The organism is Trichodesmium erythraeum IMS101, assembly GCF_000014265.1.
GTDB classification, from domain to species: Bacteria; Cyanobacteriota; Cyanobacteriia; order Cyanobacteriales; family Microcoleaceae; genus Trichodesmium; species Trichodesmium erythraeum.
Window position 1 is genome coordinate 235442 of record NC_008312.1, and the last position, 18388, is coordinate 253829.

Here is an 18388-nt window from a genome sequence, read left to right on the forward strand (position 1 = left end):
TTAATAATTTAAGTTGTCTGCATATATATCTCGTTCATATCATGCAGTATTTAACTGATTTACTTATAATCATACAACTTAATAGCTGATTCATACGATTAAACATCAAATTTTAACAAAATCATTATCATTCCTAAATTCTATGTATTCATTTCAGAGGTTCTTAAATACTTTTCACAATAATGACTAAGTTCTCACTATTAGAGACTGAAAAACCTATTTACTTTTTTTTAATTCAAGGTTCAATCAGTATCTTTTTTCTATCTTGATTTATTAAAGCTATAACATTTTCAAATGATATATCAAATAAGAGTAAGTTATTTATTAACTGTAAGAACATGAGGCAAACCTTCTTTCCTGTTGCCTCTTCCACACATATCTTTTACCTAAAAGCAACTAAGTTTTTGACGTGAATCAAATGAAATTGCTATTTTGGATTAATTAAAATTATAGCACAGTTAATGCTATTTGTATAGATTATTTTGAGATTAGCTTAACAGTTAGATACAATTTACTACTAATAATACTAACATCAACCTATATTTTTGTTACCGCTTAAGTAAAAACTGAGTTGATCTAAATTCAGATGAGAACGAATAAAACAATAAAATAATCAAGACAATAAACCGTGTTTCCTTATAGAATGAGCAAGTCTTATTTGTTTGTTTTTTAAAAAACAATTTCATGTGACCATCAAGATTTCCAACTTTCCTATATCTAAAGATAGTTAGTTGATACCAATTTTCTCAAGTATGGCTATACATCATACTCAACAAAAAAATCATCAGGACTTAAGCAATTAGGCTATATGTAGAGTACTCAACTGTCATTTTTCACCATGGGGATCCGCTGTGCAACACAACCAGAAGAAAGTGTAAAATTAATTCTTAAAAAATTCTAATTTAATTATTTCTTAAATGATAATTAACTTTTTGGAAAAAGATAAAATGGATTAAATTAGGATAGAACTGAATACTGAAAAAGCTGACTTTAAAAGATCATAAAAATACTGGCTCTTGATCAAACACAAAACAGAATATTTAATTAACTTTGCTTATGGACTTAACTGGAGTTTTTTATTAATATTTGGGCGATCGGAATGGAAGAGCGATCGCCCAAAACAGAGTTTAAATATTGTGCCTTTTTGATCATGCAATATACATAGTGTCTTTGTGTAAGTTCTGGTAATTAAAGAAAAAATAGCTATCTAGAGCGATCACCGAACAAAAAAAATGGCCAAAACATACTCATTCTCCCATCTATATTCGTGTGATATGAGCAAATTCAAAATTAAGAAGGTTCTCAACGTCACATAGTGCAAAGATTTCAAGTTAGTTTGGCTTTTGTCTTTGATTTATTACGGCATTATATAACCCAATTGAACTGTGAATCCAAAGCAACATAGAGAAATACCAAAGATTCAAATGGATGGCCATGTTAATTCTTTAATTCAGCAGCAAATCGAACAAAAACCTTATATTTTACTTTGTAAATTATGTGAATCTTTATAAATTAGAACTAGAGTGAAAGTGAGTGTATCAACGATGTATCGAATCAAAAAAAGTCAATATAAGTAGAAAAAAAGTCTTTATGCTTGTTGACCAACACAAAGAAGATATTAAACATGCAATGCACTTGTGTATCGAAAATAGCTGGCTAGATTTATGTAGATATAAATAATTTGGTTTTTGTTGACGAATTAGGAGTTAAGAACGAATCACTGGTCTTTATGATCGAGGGAAGATAGAAGAGAGACTAGTTAGCAATACCCCTATAAATAAATGACAGTAATTGGTAGTACAAATAAAAATGTATTTGAAGCATATATAAAGTAGATTTTAGTAACTCTACTTAGGCCCAGGGTAATGGTACTAATAGATAATTTAAGTTTATACAAAGGTTCTATAATTCAAGGGTTAATTTCTTTAACAGGAGCCAAGTTAATGTTCACACCCTGGGTACTCACCTGATTTTTGATCCATCGAACTAAACTATGTTAGTCAAAATTCAAAGAGTTTCTCTGCCTTCATCAAGCTCTTTCTTCAGGAACAATTATATTGAATTATATAAGAAGCGATCGCTCAAATTACTAAAATCGTAGCATAAATTTTTAGAAAAATAGTTTATTCAGATAAAAACCGCTGTATAATAGGGTACAATGATTTAAAAAAGTTGGAAAATTATCACGAAACTCAAATAAATCGACAGAAAGACTTTGCCAATTTTTGGAAATGTCTAATGAAGTTAGCTAAAAATTCCCAATTTACTCACTCAAATCCTAATAAACTCGTTGTTTATATTTAAAATCAGTTGTTTTGTATTGATAAATTTTTGCTTACATATCTGAACTTTTTTCTTATACTAAATTTGAGATAATTTATTAAATTTTAGATTTGAGAACTAGAGAAACGGTTAGTAAAAAGTTAAAAGTCTTGATGGGTCAACCTTTAAAGATTTTGTTACTGATTAGTTATTTCTACCATCCTGCATTAATGTTTAATTGTATAAATTAATATACTTATTGAGCCACTCAAAAAGCTTTGATCCAAAGGGAGGTCAGAAAAAAATAATATTACTAACCTTTGCAACTAAAAACTGGTTAATTTTTAACGCCATTCCCGGAAAGAGGACTAATATTAACCCAACACAATTAGTGCTATTTGTACAGAGTATTTTGATAACTTCTTAATAATTAGATACAATCTACTACTTCTAATGGCATTGACTTATAATATGGCTTATTTTTTTGAAAATATTTTATTTTAGAATCAAGATTTTTAACTTTCCTATATCAAGGATGCTTAGCTTAGAATAGGAATATAATTTGTAAAATTTTGTTAACTTGTAGCTTGATTGGTTAATCCATGACCACTTCCACTCTCCTATTCTCTCCAGTAGAAGCAGACCTTCAACTGCTAACGAATAACTTAAAACAATTGGTAGGTGCCCGTCACCCTATATTGTACGCGGCGGCAGAACACCTATTCCGCGTCAAGGGAAAGCGGATAAGACCAGCTATTGTCCTATTAATTTCACGGACTACCATGCTAACGCAAGAAATTACTCCTAAACATCGTCGTTTAGCAGAAATTACAGAAATGATCCACACTGCTAGCTTAGTTCACGATGACATAGTAGACGAATCAGAAATCCGTCGAGGCGTCCCTACCGTTCACAGTTTATTTACTAATCGTATTGCGGTACTAGCTGGAGATTTTCTATTTGCTCAATCATCTTGGTACTTGGCCAACCTGGATAATCTAGAAGTTGTGAAACTTCTTTCAAAAGTAATTATGGATCTTGCCGAAGGAGAAATTCAGCAAGGACTACATAGATTTAATACTGATTTATCCATAGAAGCTTATCTAGAAAAGAGCTATTACAAGACATCTTCTCTAATTGCTAATAGTTCTAAAGCTGCAGCTATTATTAGTGATGTCCCACCAGAAATAGTCCAAGATATGTACTACTATGGAAGATATATAGGTTTAGCATTCCAGATAGTGGACGATATACTAGACTTTACCAGTGCTACAGAATCTCTGGGAAAACCTGCTTGTTCAGACCTCAAAAGTGGCAACTTGACAGCACCCACATTATATGCTTTGGAAGAAAAGCCTGCATTAGAAAAACTACTGGAAAGAGAATTAGCCCAAGATAGCGATTTAGAAGAAGCTATTCAATTGATTAAAAATAGCCGAGGTATTAAAAGGTCTCAAGAGTTGGCTACTAAATATGCCAAAATGGCTGTTGAACATTTACAATCTTTACCAGATTGTGATTCTCGTCAAGCTCTAATTAATCTTACTGACTATGTTTTAAGTCGCCTGTCTTAGCTTTTACTATTGTCCAATAATTAGTTAGTAATAATGAACGAATACTATTAATTAGTGTATGGCTAACAAACAATATTTATATTGATACTAACTAGGGTTTTTTTGAGCCGATTTTAAATTATCGTTTCCAATTATAATTTTTATATATTTGCTTGAGGTAATTGAATTTTTAATAATACAAAATCCAGAGTGGGAAAATATTTCAATATCTTAAGCAATGTCTGGAGGAATTTTACTAGGATTGGAACTAGAGGATGCCTGATACTGTCTGAGATATATACTTATCATTTTCTGGACATCCTCTCTTTTAACTTCCGTAGCTACTGTTAAATCACCAGGTTTTTCAAAGAAAATAAGGCTGTCTAAAGGTTGAATTGCTATCATTTGAAAAAGTATATGAATAACTGGCATAGGTGTCGCTACAACATTATCTTCCGAAATAGATGATGAGGCATCTTTCAGTGTAGGAAAAGCATAAATAACGCGTTTTTCTAAATCCAATTTACTGCGATGACCTAAAGTAGTTAAAACCCAATTTTGCGACAAAGTTTGCAAAATATAGTATTGCAAGTGCTGGAGTTGTTGAGCTAACAGTTTTAAAGCAGGTGTAATAGCCTCAACAATTTGTGGTGTATTACCATCTTGGGGTGCATTTTTAATAAGTGTTTGTATTTGTTGCTCTAAGTACATAATTTAGTGTTTTTCATATTCTCATAAATTATCTAAAAAGTTAGGTGTATTTGTGATGACTTATAAAGTTTATTAGTAGTTAATTATTAATACAATGATGGGGGAAATCTGCCAAGTTGGCGAAGAAATCTTAAAGCTACTCCTAGATGAATTTCAGCAGTCTACTCGTGGGTCAAGGCAAAATTGCCGAGAGGTGGCAGAACGTATTACACACGAAGTAGATAGGATTTGCACAGAAAGTAAAAGAATTCAAGCTTCGGGAGAAGTGGGTAAATGGGCTAAAAATTTAGCTCTACATCGCTTGAAACGATGTATACATTACTACCAGCTTCGTTCTCAAGAAGGAAGAATAGAATTACATAGCACCTTCAGCGCTATTATTTATAGATATATCACTCCTGCCCAAATACAATCAAGTTATCAGGCCAAATTAAATCTGATAGAAGATTTTTTACAACAATTTTACCTGGAAACTTTGAATGCTTTTCGGCGAGAAAGTGAACTACCAGCAACTTATCGTCCCCGTACTTTGTTAGAACTTGCAGAGTATATGGCCTTTACCGAACGTTATGGAAAGAGACGTATACCTTTATCTGGTGGTCGTAGTCAACAATTGATTATTTTACGGGCACAAACATTTTCCCAACAACAACCAAAGGAAACATTTGTAGATATTGACCAAGCAGCAGAAGGAACAACTACTGACTCAGATAAGACTTGGAACGATAGATCTATCCAAGAAGTTCGAGAAGCAATGGTTGCACAAGACCCAGGTAATAATATTGCTTCTTTGCGTCAGGTTGTGATTGAAGAACTAATGGCCTATCTAGAGGAACGTGAACAGAAAGACTGTGCAGATTACTTTGCATTGCGTTTACAAGATTTATCAACTGGAGAAATAGAATCTATCTTAGGTCTAACTCCCCGAGAAAGGGATTATTTACAGCAACGCTTTAAATACCATTTGCTCAAATTTGCTATGGGACATCGTTGGGAACTGGTTCATCAATGGTTAGAAGCAGATTTAGAACAAAATTTAGGCTTAACTCCTACGGAGTGGGAAGCCTTGCATCACAAAATTGATTCAGAGCAAAAAAATTTGCTAAAATTAAAACAACAAGGTATTTCCGATGATGTGATCGCGAAAACTTTAGGTCGTAAAATCAACCAGGTTAAGAAAAAGTGGTATAAATTACTCGAACTTGCCTGGGAATTACGAAATCGTTCAGGTTCCGGAGCAGGGGCATCAAGTGATGAATAACGAAACGAACAAACAGGTGGAAATTTTTGAAAAAAATTTCTTTGATTGGCTTCTATCGAAGCCAAATTCTACAGAAATATCAACAGTAATAGATAGTCCAAAGTCCATAAATAATATGGAAGCAGAAGTCAAGGAAGAGTTGGACGAACTCTATCCAGATGATTCCGAAGAAATTGGCTGTCTCAACTGCAACGGACGTCCACCAATGCCACTGGGAGAAGTACTAACTGTGTATAATCGTTTCGAGTCATTGTTACAAAAACGGATGAAAACTGAGATTGAATCTAAACCACCACTGTTTCCTTGGGAAGAAGTGGGATACGATACTGACTATCCAGACGTTGAAGCTAAAGATTTAGTTTTCCCAATTCCTCCTTGGGCATCACAAATGAAAAATATCAAGTGGAGAAACTTATCTATACCTTTAACATATAGTGTATTTACTCGACTTTTGCAGTCTTGCCAAGAGATTGTGCAATCCAATTTACTACCTGGTAGTAGATTGGTTAAAGTTGTAGATAATTTGTTCCCTGGCCAATCTCAGTCCCTAAATCATTTAGCCAGCTTAGTCTTAGTGGGTCAAACCCGTGATGGAGAGTTGCCTTCCCTGGAAGTTATAACTTACAATAGTGCAACTCCAAGACAACAAATGTTGTTGTCTTTACTTGCTGCTAAAGAGATTCTATCATCTTTAACTTTGATCTGTTATTTAAACGGGTCAGTGGTAAGAAGACAGTGGGAAACTGCTGTAGGTTTGATTAATATTGAGGCTGAATATTATATTGCTGAAGATAAGTCTTCTGCATCTTTGAGATGTAAAGGGGAATTACCAGAAGCAGCAAGTCTAAAACTGCAAGGTGGAGAAGCTCAAACAACTGCTCAATGTTCTGAGGCTGGTACTCTATTGGTAGAATTGTTTGATCCAGAACCTGAGCAAAAATATGAGCTAACTGTTAAGTTTTCAAATTGGGAAGAACCTTTAAAATTTGCTGTTTGTCTTCAAGACCTTTAATGACTAAATTTGTAGCTACAAAATTCTAGTGACAAATGGCTAAGAATAATAATATACTGTGCCTATGCTGGTAAAATCTTAAATAGATGCTTCTAAAAATTAATTAAAATGTCACTGGCTATGAGATTTTAATGTTTATTCCTGCTTTGACGGTAATACTCGGCAGCAGGATTTTCACAGGTGTTAACGGTTCAGCTAAACGTATTCATTAAATTAATATTTGCATACTATACCCCATCTTATAGATATGCCAGACCTCGTTTAATCATAACTTATAAGGCTTAATAGCATATCTTTTATATAAACAGAATTAATTAGAATAAATCTGCCTCTGTGAAGTCTATATAGAAACTAGCATTAAATTACTTTAGCATAGCTGGTAAAGAAATTACTTGTACATCTGGTTTGTAACCAAGCAATTGTAATGATAAATCAGCAAATTTTTGTGGAGAAGAACTAACTACAAATTTTGTTGGTTTTGGTGTTTTATCGTTTTCCAAATTCATAATTTTTAACTCTCTAGCTACTACCTTAACCAGAGAAACTGCAGGATCTACAAAAATCACCGACTTAGGTAATAATGAACGCAATATTGGTTCTAAATAAGGATAGTGAGTGCAACCATAAACTAATGTATCAATTTGTTGCTGTATTAGAGGCATTAAATATTCTTCTGCTATCTGATATGTGTAGGGATCATGTAGCTGATTTTGCTCTATTAATGGTACGAAATAGGGACAACCAACTTGCCAAACTTGAACAGAAGCATTTGCTTCTAAAATAGCATAACGATATGCATTACTAGCAGCAGTTGCAGGAGTCGCAATAACACCTATTCTCTTTCCTTGTTTCACTGCAGTATTAGCTCCAGGTACAATTAATCCTAGAATAGGAACATCAAATTTTGATTTAACTTTTTCTAGAGCCAAAGCTGAACTGGTATTGCAAGCCATCAACACCATTTTTACTCCACTTTTGACTAGCCATGTAATAATTTCATCTACAAATTGTAAAATCTCTTCGGTAGTTCTTGTTCCATAAGGTAATCTTGCTGTATCGGCAAAGTAAAGAATAGATTCTTTGGGTAACTGTCTATATAATTCTCTTAAAACAGTTAAGCCACCTATCCCACTGTCAAAAATTCCTATTCTTTTTTGTCTGGTTTCAGTAGTCATTATTTGAGTATTTACATAAATCAACTATAGCAGTCCTCGGGGCAGTTAAGAGCTTCTCACGCCTCTCAAATTTAGTCTGTGTTGCGAATTTAACCTCTGACTTGAGCTACATATCTCCTAACCACTTTGGCTGTTTCTATATAATTCAATTCCTCAGTTTGACATACTCCAGACATTTTACTTAGAGTACACTCGGGAACTTTAAAGCTTTGACCATAATTTTAGTGGTGAGTTAATATTCTCCCTCTCTGCTATATTCACAGTAATTATACACACCCCTATTAGCCTCACAGAGGTATGTTTTTAATAAAGGGACAAGTAATGACTTTTATCCGGAATAAAATTTCAATAAAATAAAACCGTACTTTTTTATACAAAAAAAAGTATAAAATTTCTCTGATATCCTTCTCTTTCGCCCCTTCCACACCCAAGGGCATAATTAAAACATATACTCTTTTCATCCCCTCTCCGCTCCTGGGAGCGGAGCTATCGGGGTAATAGACTTATTTTTCTTATCTAGTTCCTGTCCAAGACTACTACAAGAATGCCAATCCTTAAATAAGCTTTTAAGAATTTTATTAAAGTATTCCCAAGTAGCTATAACTTAAACATAAACCAGGTTTATCAACAAAATTGCATATTTGTGGGCAAAAAAATAATCAGAGTAATAAAGCCAATTTATGATCAGGATAGGTAAGTCCTGTTAGGATTATGTGAAAAATTAAAAATATATAGCAGAGTAATTTGAAAATATTGTTTTACTGCAAAGCCTTTAGCCTTGTATTTAAGAGTTTGACACTACAGTTAACAAATCAAATATAATTGCTATATGAACAGAAAGAAAATTTTTCATTACCTACATTATTGTTTATCTCAGCCTAAAAATAAGAGACTACAACTATCCCACAAAATCTAATCTAGCTGGTTTGTCTTTTGGTGCTTCTTGACCTTTGAGAAAAGCTAATACTGTATCTGCATCAGATACCTCAAATGGGTCATCACCATAGTTGTCAGCAAAACCTTCCTCAACAAACATCTTTTCAATTGTGCAGTCATTCACAACCATTGCATAGCGCCAAGAACGCATACCAAAACCTAGATTGGACTTTTCTACTAACATTCCCATTTTGCGAGAGAATTCTCCATTACCATCTGGTAGTAGGAATACGTTTTTAGAACCTTGCTGTTTACCCCATTGAAACATCACAAAAGCATCATTTACTGATAGACAGATAATTTCATCTATTCCTTGTCCTTTAAATTCATTGTATAGTTCTTCATAGCGGGGTAGGTGAGTAGATGAGCAGGTTGGTGTAAAAGCACCGGGTAATGCAAATAAGACAACACGCTTGCCACCAAAAATTTCTTGAGTAGTTTTGTCTTGCCACCGGAAAGGATTTGGCCCATCAACTGACTCATCACGGACACGGGTCTTGAATACTACGTCAGGAACTTTGTCAATAACCATAACTTAAACTTACCTCTGGATAATTTAGTAGATTAGCAATTCAATCTATATTAGCTTTTACTGATTTGACACTCCCCTTACACTGAAGATATGGGGAATTCTTGGTTTTGCCACCGTAATTAAAATCTCAAAGAAAGGGAAAAATTTAAGGCTTCCCCAACCTCTTTTGAGTATTAAGACTCAAGTGATACAGTGTCACACAAGTATTGACTACACTGTTCCCATGTGCCTCACGGTACAGTTTGATTACTATAATAAAATAGTTTCGTACTCTTGTGGATTTAGTGAGAATCTATCGGCCATATTAGAATACTTTCTTTCCTAATTTTTGACCTTTTGATTGATTTCACCTTCTAGATCAGAATAATTATTAAATAAGAATATGTCAATGATATTAAAGAAAAATTTTATTTTCGAGTTTTTCAGTAGAAAGTGCTTTCAAATAAGGTTTTATTATCTTTACTATAGATAATTTGGTATATTTAAGAAGGAAATTAAAAATATTATATTTTAACACAATTGACTCTCGACTTACAATTTTCCACTCATCACTTACTAATATCACTCTCTGAATAATTGGTTATTTTACACTTTAGAAGTTAGGAGAAAGGAAAGCAAAATTTATTGTTTTGAAAGAAAATAAATAACACAAATAAGTATATTTAGTCTGAATATATAGGAGATTTCATCAATGGTTAGGTAAAACTATGCCAGTTAATAGAATTGAAGTACAAAGGTTTTATCAACAAAAACAATAATATACCAATTCAGAATAAGTTATGGCAGATATCATAGTAAAAATAATATCTTCAAAAAGCATTTATAGCAGATTTTATAGTAAAAATAATATCTTTACTTCACTGGAAAAAATTTAATATTATAAATGAACTAGATTATTTTTTACTTTAGATAAAAGAAGCCAAGTTAATAACAGAGGTAAAAAAAATAATAAGAGTTTTGGGCTCAAGATGATTTGGTGGGAAACTGTAGGGGTAACAGACAGAAATAAAAAGCTGATATGACAAAGTGTGCAGGTCTTCTACCTAGTCGTGATAATTTAGATGTTTTTGAGGGCAAACAGTCATTAATTATTCTGCAAATTTATCAAATATTTCACAGAAATTAACCAATATTGACCTCTATTACCTGTCTAAAAATAGCTATATTTTCAAGATTTTATTGAGACAACTTGCATAATTGGCTACTCTTTTTTGATAAATCACTTTTCCTTTTTTTAAGTATTAAGAGTAAGTCAAATTTATTAATAATGTGACCGCAATTAATAGTTCTATTTTTACCTGAGTTACTTCTAATTTATGGCCTGATTTATTGAAATATCTGAACATTTATTCAATACCTATTCATTTTTTATAGGTATTTATTTTGGTTTTGTTCAGCACAAAAGTTTGGTCATAATTAACCCGACCTATTCTGACATATTACCTCAATATTTATTTTCTACTTACTCACAAAATTCACAGCTATAAAAACCTGAGCTTGAGTAATTTTTACTCTTTTTAAATACATTTATCTTCCTAATTTTATTCCTACTTCTCTTAACGCTATCCTAAGTTATTTTTCTATTTCTATATACTGGATTATTTTCAATCTCAGACAAAAAAACATTTTTTTTAAATTTTAACTATTTTTATTGATTTTACCAAAAATTACTAACTTGATATCCTAGATTATTAAGCATAACTCTGAACAATGGTAGACTTAAACCTATTACATTTGTGTGACAACCATCTATCTTTTCTATAAATAAACCACCAATGCCATCTATAGCAAAACAACCAGCACATTTTAAAGGTTCTTCAGTTGCAACATAAGCTTCTATTTCTTGGTCATTAACATGGGAGAAATGAACTTTAGTCATTCGACAAAGTACGATAGTTTTATTTTGGGATAAATCAATTAATGCATGACCAGTGTACAACTGACCTACTTGACCACGCATTTTTTGCCAACGAGTGATCGCTTCTTGCTTATCATTAGGTTTACCATAAATCTGGTCTTCAATAACTAATACTGAATCACATCCTAAAATTAAATTTGATTGCTTTTCAGGTAATTTTTCCTTCATTATAGAGTTAGCTATTGTTTCTGCTTTAGCCTGAGCTAAAGTTTCTACTAATTGTCTAGGTTCTTTTAATTTAATTGTTGACTCATCGAAGTTACTAGGCATAACTATAGGGTTAATACCAACAGTTTTTAACAAGCGAAGTCTTGCTGATGAAGATGAAGCTAATATTACGCTGGGAATTTTCATATTTTAAAGCATGGGGTTCATAAAGTATTCAAAATTAGAATTGAATAATTTTTTAGGACTATAGTCTATAGTTTTAATGGTATTTATTATTATTTTCAATTGGGAAAATTACTATCCATTCCTTGGATTAAATCTTCCTATTGATGTAGGTAGGCATAAAAATTGCTTAACTCTTAATTAAATTTTAAAAGTAACTCCAAGTTCATCTAGACAGTTGATTTGAGAGGTAATTTATATTTTGTTACATGAATATATTTTCTAACCTAGCCACTTAATGCTAATTCCCAAAAATAATGCAAGAAGAAGGTTCAGGCTTAAGCTATTAAGTGATAAAAGAGTAAGACCAATGTTTTTAACAATTAATTTGCCAATTTGCCAAAGTGCGAAGATATCTTATTCCTAAATCCTACTCTCTACTCCAACTGTCTCAATAGAATGTGGCATTATTTTTTTTTAATAGTATAAGAGACTGCTTGTAAAATAGGTTAAGTATTAATATACTTGTGGATAAATTCAATCTTAAAATTGGAATAAGGTTATAGATAGAAATCAATTTACCTTTAGGGAGTATCCAGCCTTTATACTTTTAAGGTTATGGTAATAAACTCAATGGCAAATAATTGTATTTTTGCCTATTCCTTACTCCCTATTCCCGATATTTTTTTTGATATTTTCTAATATATTCAGTCTCTAATATACAGAGAAAGAATTAATAACTTGCTGAAACTTATCATTCACTTTTTCCCACCGCTTTTCGGTAGTGGAAATATTGATGGTGAAAAGCTTGCCTCGACTAACTGCTACACTTGCTAAGTTATGACGTTCTCTTCCATCAGCAAGTTTAACTGCATACTCCAATTTATAATATGTTTTAGTCTTATACTCTCGTGCTTCCGCGTTAACTAATTCTGCTTCCCGACCTGAGTCTTTTGGTGCAATGGCATTTTTGCTAAGTCTATAGCCTACATCGGTAGGAGTACCCAAATCACTCAAAGTCTTTTCTTCAACCATGGGACTAATAACTACGCTAACATTCTCAGTAGCCTCAACTAGGTCATGGAAGACTACATCTGGGCCATCAGAAACTTTGACTTCGATCCAACCATTGGGATAGAGGAACTCGTAACCATCTGTTGTATCTACAAAGCTTTGGAGTCCACCGCCTACAGAAACACAACCTGTTAGTGTAAGAGCGATCGCTACTAAACATAAGGCCACAATTTTTTTGAACATTTTTTTTAATCTAGACTCTACATAGCTGCAGTGGAGTTGAGTTAAAGTTAAATTCAACTCCTATTACTCCAGTAAATTTATTCTCTCATTAAATCTTGATTAATTTAACTATTTGTTCAGATTAATTAATTTTAACAATCTTTAAAGTTTTAGTTAAATCCAACACTTTTAGTAATAGAATTAATTTTTGTACAGCAATAAAATATATATTTTCCAAGTTTATTGTTTGTTCCATACCATAGATTTATCACCCTTTTATTATCAAAAAAACTAAAGTACGCTAATTTTAGTCAAGATAGGAAAAAATTATCATAGTCATACCAATTATCCCCACAGATTTGAATTTTATATAAATGTTATTTGTTGAAGTAAATCTAGTATAATCTGAAACTTTGTGAATATTAACTTTGTTGTTTCAAGAGTTGTCATTAATATATAATTTGATGATAATTTTGAATTAATTTGAATGATTAACTATCTAAAAGGCAAAGTGGCAAATGTGTACAAAGGCAGTGGTTTTCGTATGACTGTAATTTTAGAGGTTAATCAAGTAGGTTATGAGCTACAAGTTCTACCTCGTTTAACTCAGAGTTTACAGGAAGGGAAGCAGGTGCAAGTTTTTACTCACCAACAAATGCGAGAAGACCAAATGGTCTTGTACGGTTTTGGTACTTCAGCTGAAAGAGACTTATTTCGTCAGTTAGTAAGCGTAAGTGGTATTGGGGCACAATTAGCGATCGCTCTATTAGATACTCTGTGCGACTTGTTGGCCACTAAACCTTTAATTAGGATATAAATGGCCGTTCCAAGTCAACACATGAGGACAACCTCGACTTGTGAATAACTCTTATGACCTTGTAGGTGAGATTCCTACCGCCTTGTTGTTGGGTTGACAGCGTAGGCCACAAGGTAGAGACTGAACATCAATCCTTGAAGCTGGTCTAAATGGGGTCAAAGCTTTAACTACCAGATAAGTGAGACTTCTAGCAGAGACTGACAGGTGGACGAACAGGAAGGTAATTAAACTCTCGTGATAATAGACCATTTTAAAGGTAGCTAGTTTATGTAGGACGAAAGTCAGAGGGTCTATGGATAATTATATAGAGTAGTAATTATCAACAACCAATACGAACCCTCCGGGAGATTTTGCCCCGCTAAATCAGTCGCAATAAAGGCATAAGGGAACAAGGAAACTTCTCTAAGACACCTAAGAGTATAGGTCGAAAACTTAGGAAGCCATTCAAGGTCAATCTACGCAAAATGGTCGTAGGTCTTAGAGAGAGTAGGATTGAGTAAGAAGCTCATTGAAGCAGACGTACTCACTGTTAAACGTAATGTAAGGTGACAATTAGCGATGAATAAGGCTAAAACACTAAAAATAAATTTAGAAAATCCTAAACTATTTTTAAGTGTGGCATGGGATACAGACGATATACTCTCCCAAGTCTCTATCAAACTAGCCCTAAAGTGGCGAGATACAGACTGGAAAAAGGTTGAGAAGAATGTATTGAAGTTGCAAAAGTTAATTTACAGAGCATCCAGCCGTGGCAAACAAAATTAGCAAGATGCGTAAATACTAAAAACTTCTGACTTCTAGTTATTATGCTGGGTTACTAGCTCTTAGGTGAGTAACATAGGTAGACTTGGGGAAAAAAATGTGGCTGTGGATAGCATCAAAAATCTACCTCATAAGCAAAGATTTAACTTTGTAAACTTATTGAAATCAAATTACTTCAAGGGAAGTCCGACCCTTAGATCCTCAATACCAATACTAGGAAGAGATGAAAAGGGACAGCTAGGATCCCCAAAGATGTAGGAGAATACATTACAAGCCCTGGTAAAATTAGGTAACTCACCAGAATGGAAAGCAGGTTTCGAGCCTAACAGTCATGGTTTTCAACCACGACGATCAACACATCATGCTATTAGTGCTATCTTTGACAGTGTCAAGCAGAAAACTAAAGATGTGTTAGATGATGTGTTAGATGTTGATATATCCAAATGTATAAGCCTAATTAATCATGATGCACTGCTAGAAAAGATGGTAGCAAAGTCTACAGATAACTAATCAAAAAATGCTTAAATTCTGGGGTATTTGACTATAGGAAATTAGCGGATATATATAATTCTCACAAATCTGCTTCCATTAGAGCGCTAATAAAGAAACTTAATCCAGTAATTGGAGGATGGGGTAATTACTTTTCTACCCAAGTCAGTAAAAAGATATTTAGACTCACTGAATAATCTCTTGTTGAAAAGAATAGGTTGATGGACAAATAGAAGGTATCCAAACGAGTCAAGCAACTAGGTCAATAAAAAGTATTTGCTTAATATTGATAATGGCAATTTGATTCTGGAAAGGCGTAGATATTTACCAAATCAACACTTAGAGATATCTACTGTAAGGCATATCAAGGTGAAAGTTCACAAATCATCTGATTGTGACTGGACTTATTGGAATAGTAGAATTGCTAAACACCCAGGTGTAAAGACAGAAGTAGTAACACTAATAAAAAGTCAGAAAAACAAATACGTATTTTGTGGATTAAACTTCAGGCCAACTGTATAAATCGAAGTTGACTACATCGTTCCCTGGTCTGAAGGTGGTAACAAAACACATAAGAATAAACAAGTGTTATGTTTACATTGTCACTATTAAAAAAAAACTGCTGAAGACTTGAAAGCAGTGAGCCTATTAGACTAATTAGATTTTAGGTGGAATTTCATTGGGTGTACCCTTGAATGGGACGTTTAAGAGAGGAGCCGTGATGAGGTGAAAGTCTCACGTCCGGTTCTGAAGACGAGCAGACCTTATAAAGGATAACCGGAAATTGGTTTGCTTAGTTTAACAGAATTACCCGACTTAGTTCAAGCTATTGTTGGTGGAAATACTCGTGTATTAGCCAAAACCCCAGGAGTAGGAGCAAAAACAGCAGAACGTATTACTTTAGAATTGAAAAATAAATTGGCCGAGTGGCGACAAGATGCAGGTTTAACTACATCAGTACCAGTGGGAGTTATGCCTGCTATTCAAGAAGAAGTAGAAATGACTTTGTTGGCTTTAGGATACACAGGTCAAGAAGTAATACAATCATTGCAAGCAGTTAGTAAAGATGCTAATATGTCCAAAAATACAAATGCAGAAGACTGGATTCGAGAAGCTATTAGTTGGTTGAGTCGTTCTACTCAACTGTAAAAATTTCATATAGGTATTTATAAGAATTAATTTATGTGATATAGTAACAGTTTGTAGTATTTTTTTAAAGGTTAATAAATAAAGTATATGGCTCTCAAACAACAGCGTAAACAAGAGATTATTGGTGAGTATCAAACTCATGAAACAGATACAGGTTCGGCAGATGTCCAAGTAGCAATGCTGACAGAAAAAATAACTAAATTAAGCGCTCATTTAAGAAATAATAAACAAGATTATTCATCCCAAAGAGGCTTGTTAAAGATGATTGGTAAACGTAAGCGTTTATTAACATACATTCAGAAGCAAAACCAGGAACGTTATAAAGCATTAATTACTCGCCTTGGCATTAGAGGTTAAAAATTAATTTATGTCTTCAGAATCATCACGCAAACCCTTACCTTTTGAGCCTGCTAAAAGTCGGAAAAAGCAAGGTAAGAAATTATCTTCTTCACCAAAAACAAAGGTTACAGAAAAACAAAGTACTCCTAATCTAAGTCAAAAGAGTAAAAGAGTTAGAGCAGAAAGTTCTATTCCTGAAATAGTTAGTCGGAGGATGATTAGCCGTATGGTATTATTATCTGGAACACCTCTACTACTAGCTTTGTTAACTTTTGTTTTTGGCTATTTTATTATTATAAATGATCTGTTTACACTACCAAACCAAGTAATTTTGCTAGTTAGTATTAGTTTTTTTGGTTTAAGTGTTATTGGTTTGAGTTATGGTATTTTTTCAGCGTCTTGGGACGAAGATAAAAAAGGTAGCTTATTAGGTTTGCAAGAGCTAAAAACTAATTTTCAAAGGATGAAAGAAGCCTGGAAAGAAGCTAAATCAAAAAGCTAATTTCTTTCTATAATTTAGTAGTTATAGAGATGAAAATAAACTCATCTTATAATTCTAGTCCCAAACTTTATTTTATGGTTTTTTGAGAAAAGCTAGACTATCATATCTACAGAGAAAACAGGGCTTTATATTAGATATCTCCAAAAATACTAATTTTTTTTGGAAGGTCATTCAGTGAGGGCTTAAGAACTTTTTGGTGGAGAAGTCTGTTGATGATTCAAATTTGGTTGTAGACTTGTCCTCACTCTTTGTTAGTTTTGGAAGGAAAAGCCAATATTGATATCTGAGACACAACATATTAAGCTCTCGAGAATTAATTTCCCAGGATTACTCCAAATGATAGTCTATCTTTCTGCCTATGAAAAGTCTAAACCAGGAGAGAAGAAGTTTATTAATTCTAAGCTACAAAAACAGTTTATTACTCAAGCTAAAAAAATTAGGATAGAGAATGATTATCATGAGTTTATGTTATACCATTCCAGTAATCTTTAAATAATTTCAACCAAGATTACCAAAACTTTTTTACATCAACCAAAGGTAAGAGGAAAGATAAATCTATCAAACTTCATCAATACTTACTAAACTTAAAACCTTGAAGTCATGAGCTAGCTGCTAGATTTATAAAAAGGGGGGTTAAAGTTAGTCAATATAAAGTTTCTAGTATAGCTAAATTTGGCAATTTCAAAATATTTGGGTCTAGAGATTTACAAGGGTGAAGCATTATAATTAACTATTATTAAAGACTCTCCTAATAGATATTTATTAAGTTGTATAAGTAGAAATTAATCCAAAAACTTTACCTAAAACTAATGATTTAGTAGGTATAAGTTTTGGCGTTAAAACTTTTGCGAGGGTAGGGATATTGTATTAGGGCGTCTTTATATGTGGTAAAAAAATTGATTAAAAGTTAGCCTCTTTCAAAGGAGCTTTGAATGGCGAAAATTAAGTAAGTTATTCTGATAGAAAAACTAGAGACTTTAAAGGATAGAAAAAGAGAGATAAAGGCTTGCTAAATTGAAGACAAAACTAAAAGATATTAGAAAATATTTTTGGCATAACATAAATTATCTACTAAAATAAAATACGAAAACTAAGTAATAGTTTTAGAGATATGATATGTTTCTGGAGTGATTAAAAATCGTAAATTATTCAGAGAAATTATTGATATACATTTGCAGATTTATATAAATACTTCTAGCTAGAAGGTAAAGCAGAAGAATACGGTATTAATTTTATAGTAATTAGTTGTTGAGATTCAATATCTCAAATTTTCTCATGTTATGGTGTCTAAGGTGAAAAGTTAAACTTTCAGGTGCGAGAGAAGGTTTGGTTGTTACTCTATGACTTTAGGCCCGAAAGGATATTAATATTATAGAGATATAAACCGAAGTATAAATATTTTGA

Annotated in this window: 16 protein-coding genes and 1 pseudogene; 12 read left to right on the forward strand and 5 right to left on the reverse strand. The window is 32.8% G+C overall.

What is annotated here, in order from left to right; all coding sequences use genetic code 11:
• Nucleotides 1-1016: 1016 nt before the first annotated feature.
• The 3 genes from TERY_RS35870 to sds all read left to right on the forward strand — a co-directional run bounded on the left by TERY_RS35870 (nt 1017) and on the right by sds (nt 3836).
• The gene (locus TERY_RS35870) at nt 1017-1148 is read left to right on the forward strand and encodes a hypothetical protein (protein WP_370496348.1); all 132 of its coding nucleotides are present in this window, start codon (nt 1017-1019) and stop codon (nt 1146-1148) included.
• Between the two features lie 237 nt (nt 1149-1385).
• Nucleotides 1386-1511, forward strand: a complete 126-nt coding sequence (locus TERY_RS35875) for a hypothetical protein (RefSeq protein ID WP_370496350.1) — start codon at nt 1386-1388, stop codon at nt 1509-1511.
• Nucleotides 1512-2864: 1353 nt separating this feature from the next.
• Nucleotides 2865-3836, forward strand: coding sequence for a solanesyl diphosphate synthase (gene sds, locus TERY_RS00670; protein WP_011610049.1), 972 nt, complete (start codon nt 2865-2867; stop codon nt 3834-3836).
• 210 nt (nt 3837-4046) lie between these two features.
• Here the strand turns inward: sds and TERY_RS00675 are convergent, their stop codons facing one another.
• Nucleotides 4047-4526 (reverse strand): hypothetical protein, encoded by a 480-nt coding sequence (locus tag TERY_RS00675; protein WP_011610050.1) that lies wholly within the window; start codon nt 4524-4526, stop codon nt 4047-4049.
• A 97-nt stretch (nt 4527-4623) separates the two neighbouring features.
• Between TERY_RS00675 and hetZ the strand changes: the two genes are divergently transcribed.
• Together hetZ and TERY_RS00685 are read left to right on the forward strand one after the other, a co-directional pair.
• Nucleotides 4624-5787 carry a heterocyst differentiation protein HetZ gene (hetZ, locus tag TERY_RS00680; protein WP_044137080.1) on the forward strand — a complete coding sequence of 388 codons (1164 nt, stop codon included), beginning with the start codon at nt 4624-4626 and terminating at the stop codon, nt 5785-5787.
• Complete coding sequence (locus tag TERY_RS00685; protein ID WP_155994208.1) at nt 5777-6799, forward strand: hypothetical protein; 1023 nt, start codon at nt 5777-5779, stop codon at nt 6797-6799. Before hetZ ends, TERY_RS00685 begins: the two co-directional genes overlap by 11 nt.
• Before the next feature lie 362 nt (nt 6800-7161).
• Here the strand turns inward: TERY_RS00685 and murI are convergent, their stop codons facing one another.
• The 4 genes from murI to psbP all read right to left on the reverse strand — a co-directional run bounded on the left by murI (nt 7162) and on the right by psbP (nt 12947).
• On the reverse strand, nt 7162-7974 hold the full coding sequence (gene murI, locus TERY_RS00690) for a glutamate racemase (RefSeq protein ID WP_011610053.1): 813 nt from the start codon (nt 7972-7974) through the stop codon (nt 7162-7164).
• 898 nt (nt 7975-8872) lie between these two features.
• The gene (locus TERY_RS00695; RefSeq protein ID WP_011610054.1) at nt 8873-9442 is read right to left on the reverse strand and encodes a peroxiredoxin; all 570 of its coding nucleotides are present in this window, start codon (nt 9440-9442) and stop codon (nt 8873-8875) included.
• A gap of 1657 nt (nt 9443-11099) precedes the next feature.
• Nucleotides 11100-11714 (reverse strand): nucleoside triphosphate pyrophosphatase, encoded by a 615-nt coding sequence (locus TERY_RS00700; RefSeq protein WP_011610055.1) that lies wholly within the window; start codon nt 11712-11714, stop codon nt 11100-11102.
• Between the two features lie 690 nt (nt 11715-12404).
• On the reverse strand, nt 12405-12947 hold the full coding sequence (gene psbP / locus TERY_RS00705; protein ID WP_011610056.1) for a photosystem II reaction center PsbP: 543 nt from the start codon (nt 12945-12947) through the stop codon (nt 12405-12407).
• 466 nt (nt 12948-13413) lie between these two features.
• Here psbP and ruvA point away from each other — a divergent pair.
• The 7 genes and pseudogenes from ruvA to TERY_RS00735 all read left to right on the forward strand — a co-directional run.
• Nucleotides 13414-13704, forward strand: a pseudogene (gene ruvA, locus TERY_RS00710) (Holliday junction branch migration protein RuvA); the annotation flags it as partial.
• Nucleotides 13705-14301: 597 nt separating this feature from the next.
• The gene (locus tag TERY_RS35880) at nt 14302-14508 is read left to right on the forward strand and encodes a reverse transcriptase N-terminal domain-containing protein (RefSeq protein WP_044136247.1); all 207 of its coding nucleotides are present in this window, start codon (nt 14302-14304) and stop codon (nt 14506-14508) included.
• Nucleotides 14509-15104: 596 nt separating this feature from the next.
• Complete coding sequence (locus tag TERY_RS35885; protein ID WP_370497359.1) at nt 15105-15191, forward strand: group II intron maturase-specific domain-containing protein; 87 nt, start codon at nt 15105-15107, stop codon at nt 15189-15191.
• A gap of 340 nt (nt 15192-15531) precedes the next feature.
• Entirely contained in the window at nt 15532-15606 is a 75-nt protein-coding gene (locus tag TERY_RS26865; protein WP_370497361.1) for an HNH endonuclease, read from the forward strand.
• 177 nt (nt 15607-15783) lie between these two features.
• A complete protein-coding gene (locus TERY_RS00725) occupies nt 15784-16143 on the forward strand; it encodes a helix-hairpin-helix domain-containing protein (RefSeq protein ID WP_011610058.1) in 360 nt (119 codons plus the stop codon).
• An 87-nt stretch (nt 16144-16230) separates the two neighbouring features.
• Nucleotides 16231-16500 (forward strand): 30S ribosomal protein S15, encoded by a 270-nt coding sequence (gene rpsO / locus TERY_RS00730; protein WP_011610059.1) that lies wholly within the window; start codon nt 16231-16233, stop codon nt 16498-16500.
• A gap of 10 nt (nt 16501-16510) precedes the next feature.
• Nucleotides 16511-16984: a photosystem II biosynthesis protein gene (locus TERY_RS00735; protein WP_011610060.1), complete on the forward strand. Its 474-nt coding sequence runs from the start codon at nt 16511-16513 to the stop codon at nt 16982-16984.
• Nucleotides 16985-18388 lie beyond the last annotated feature (1404 nt).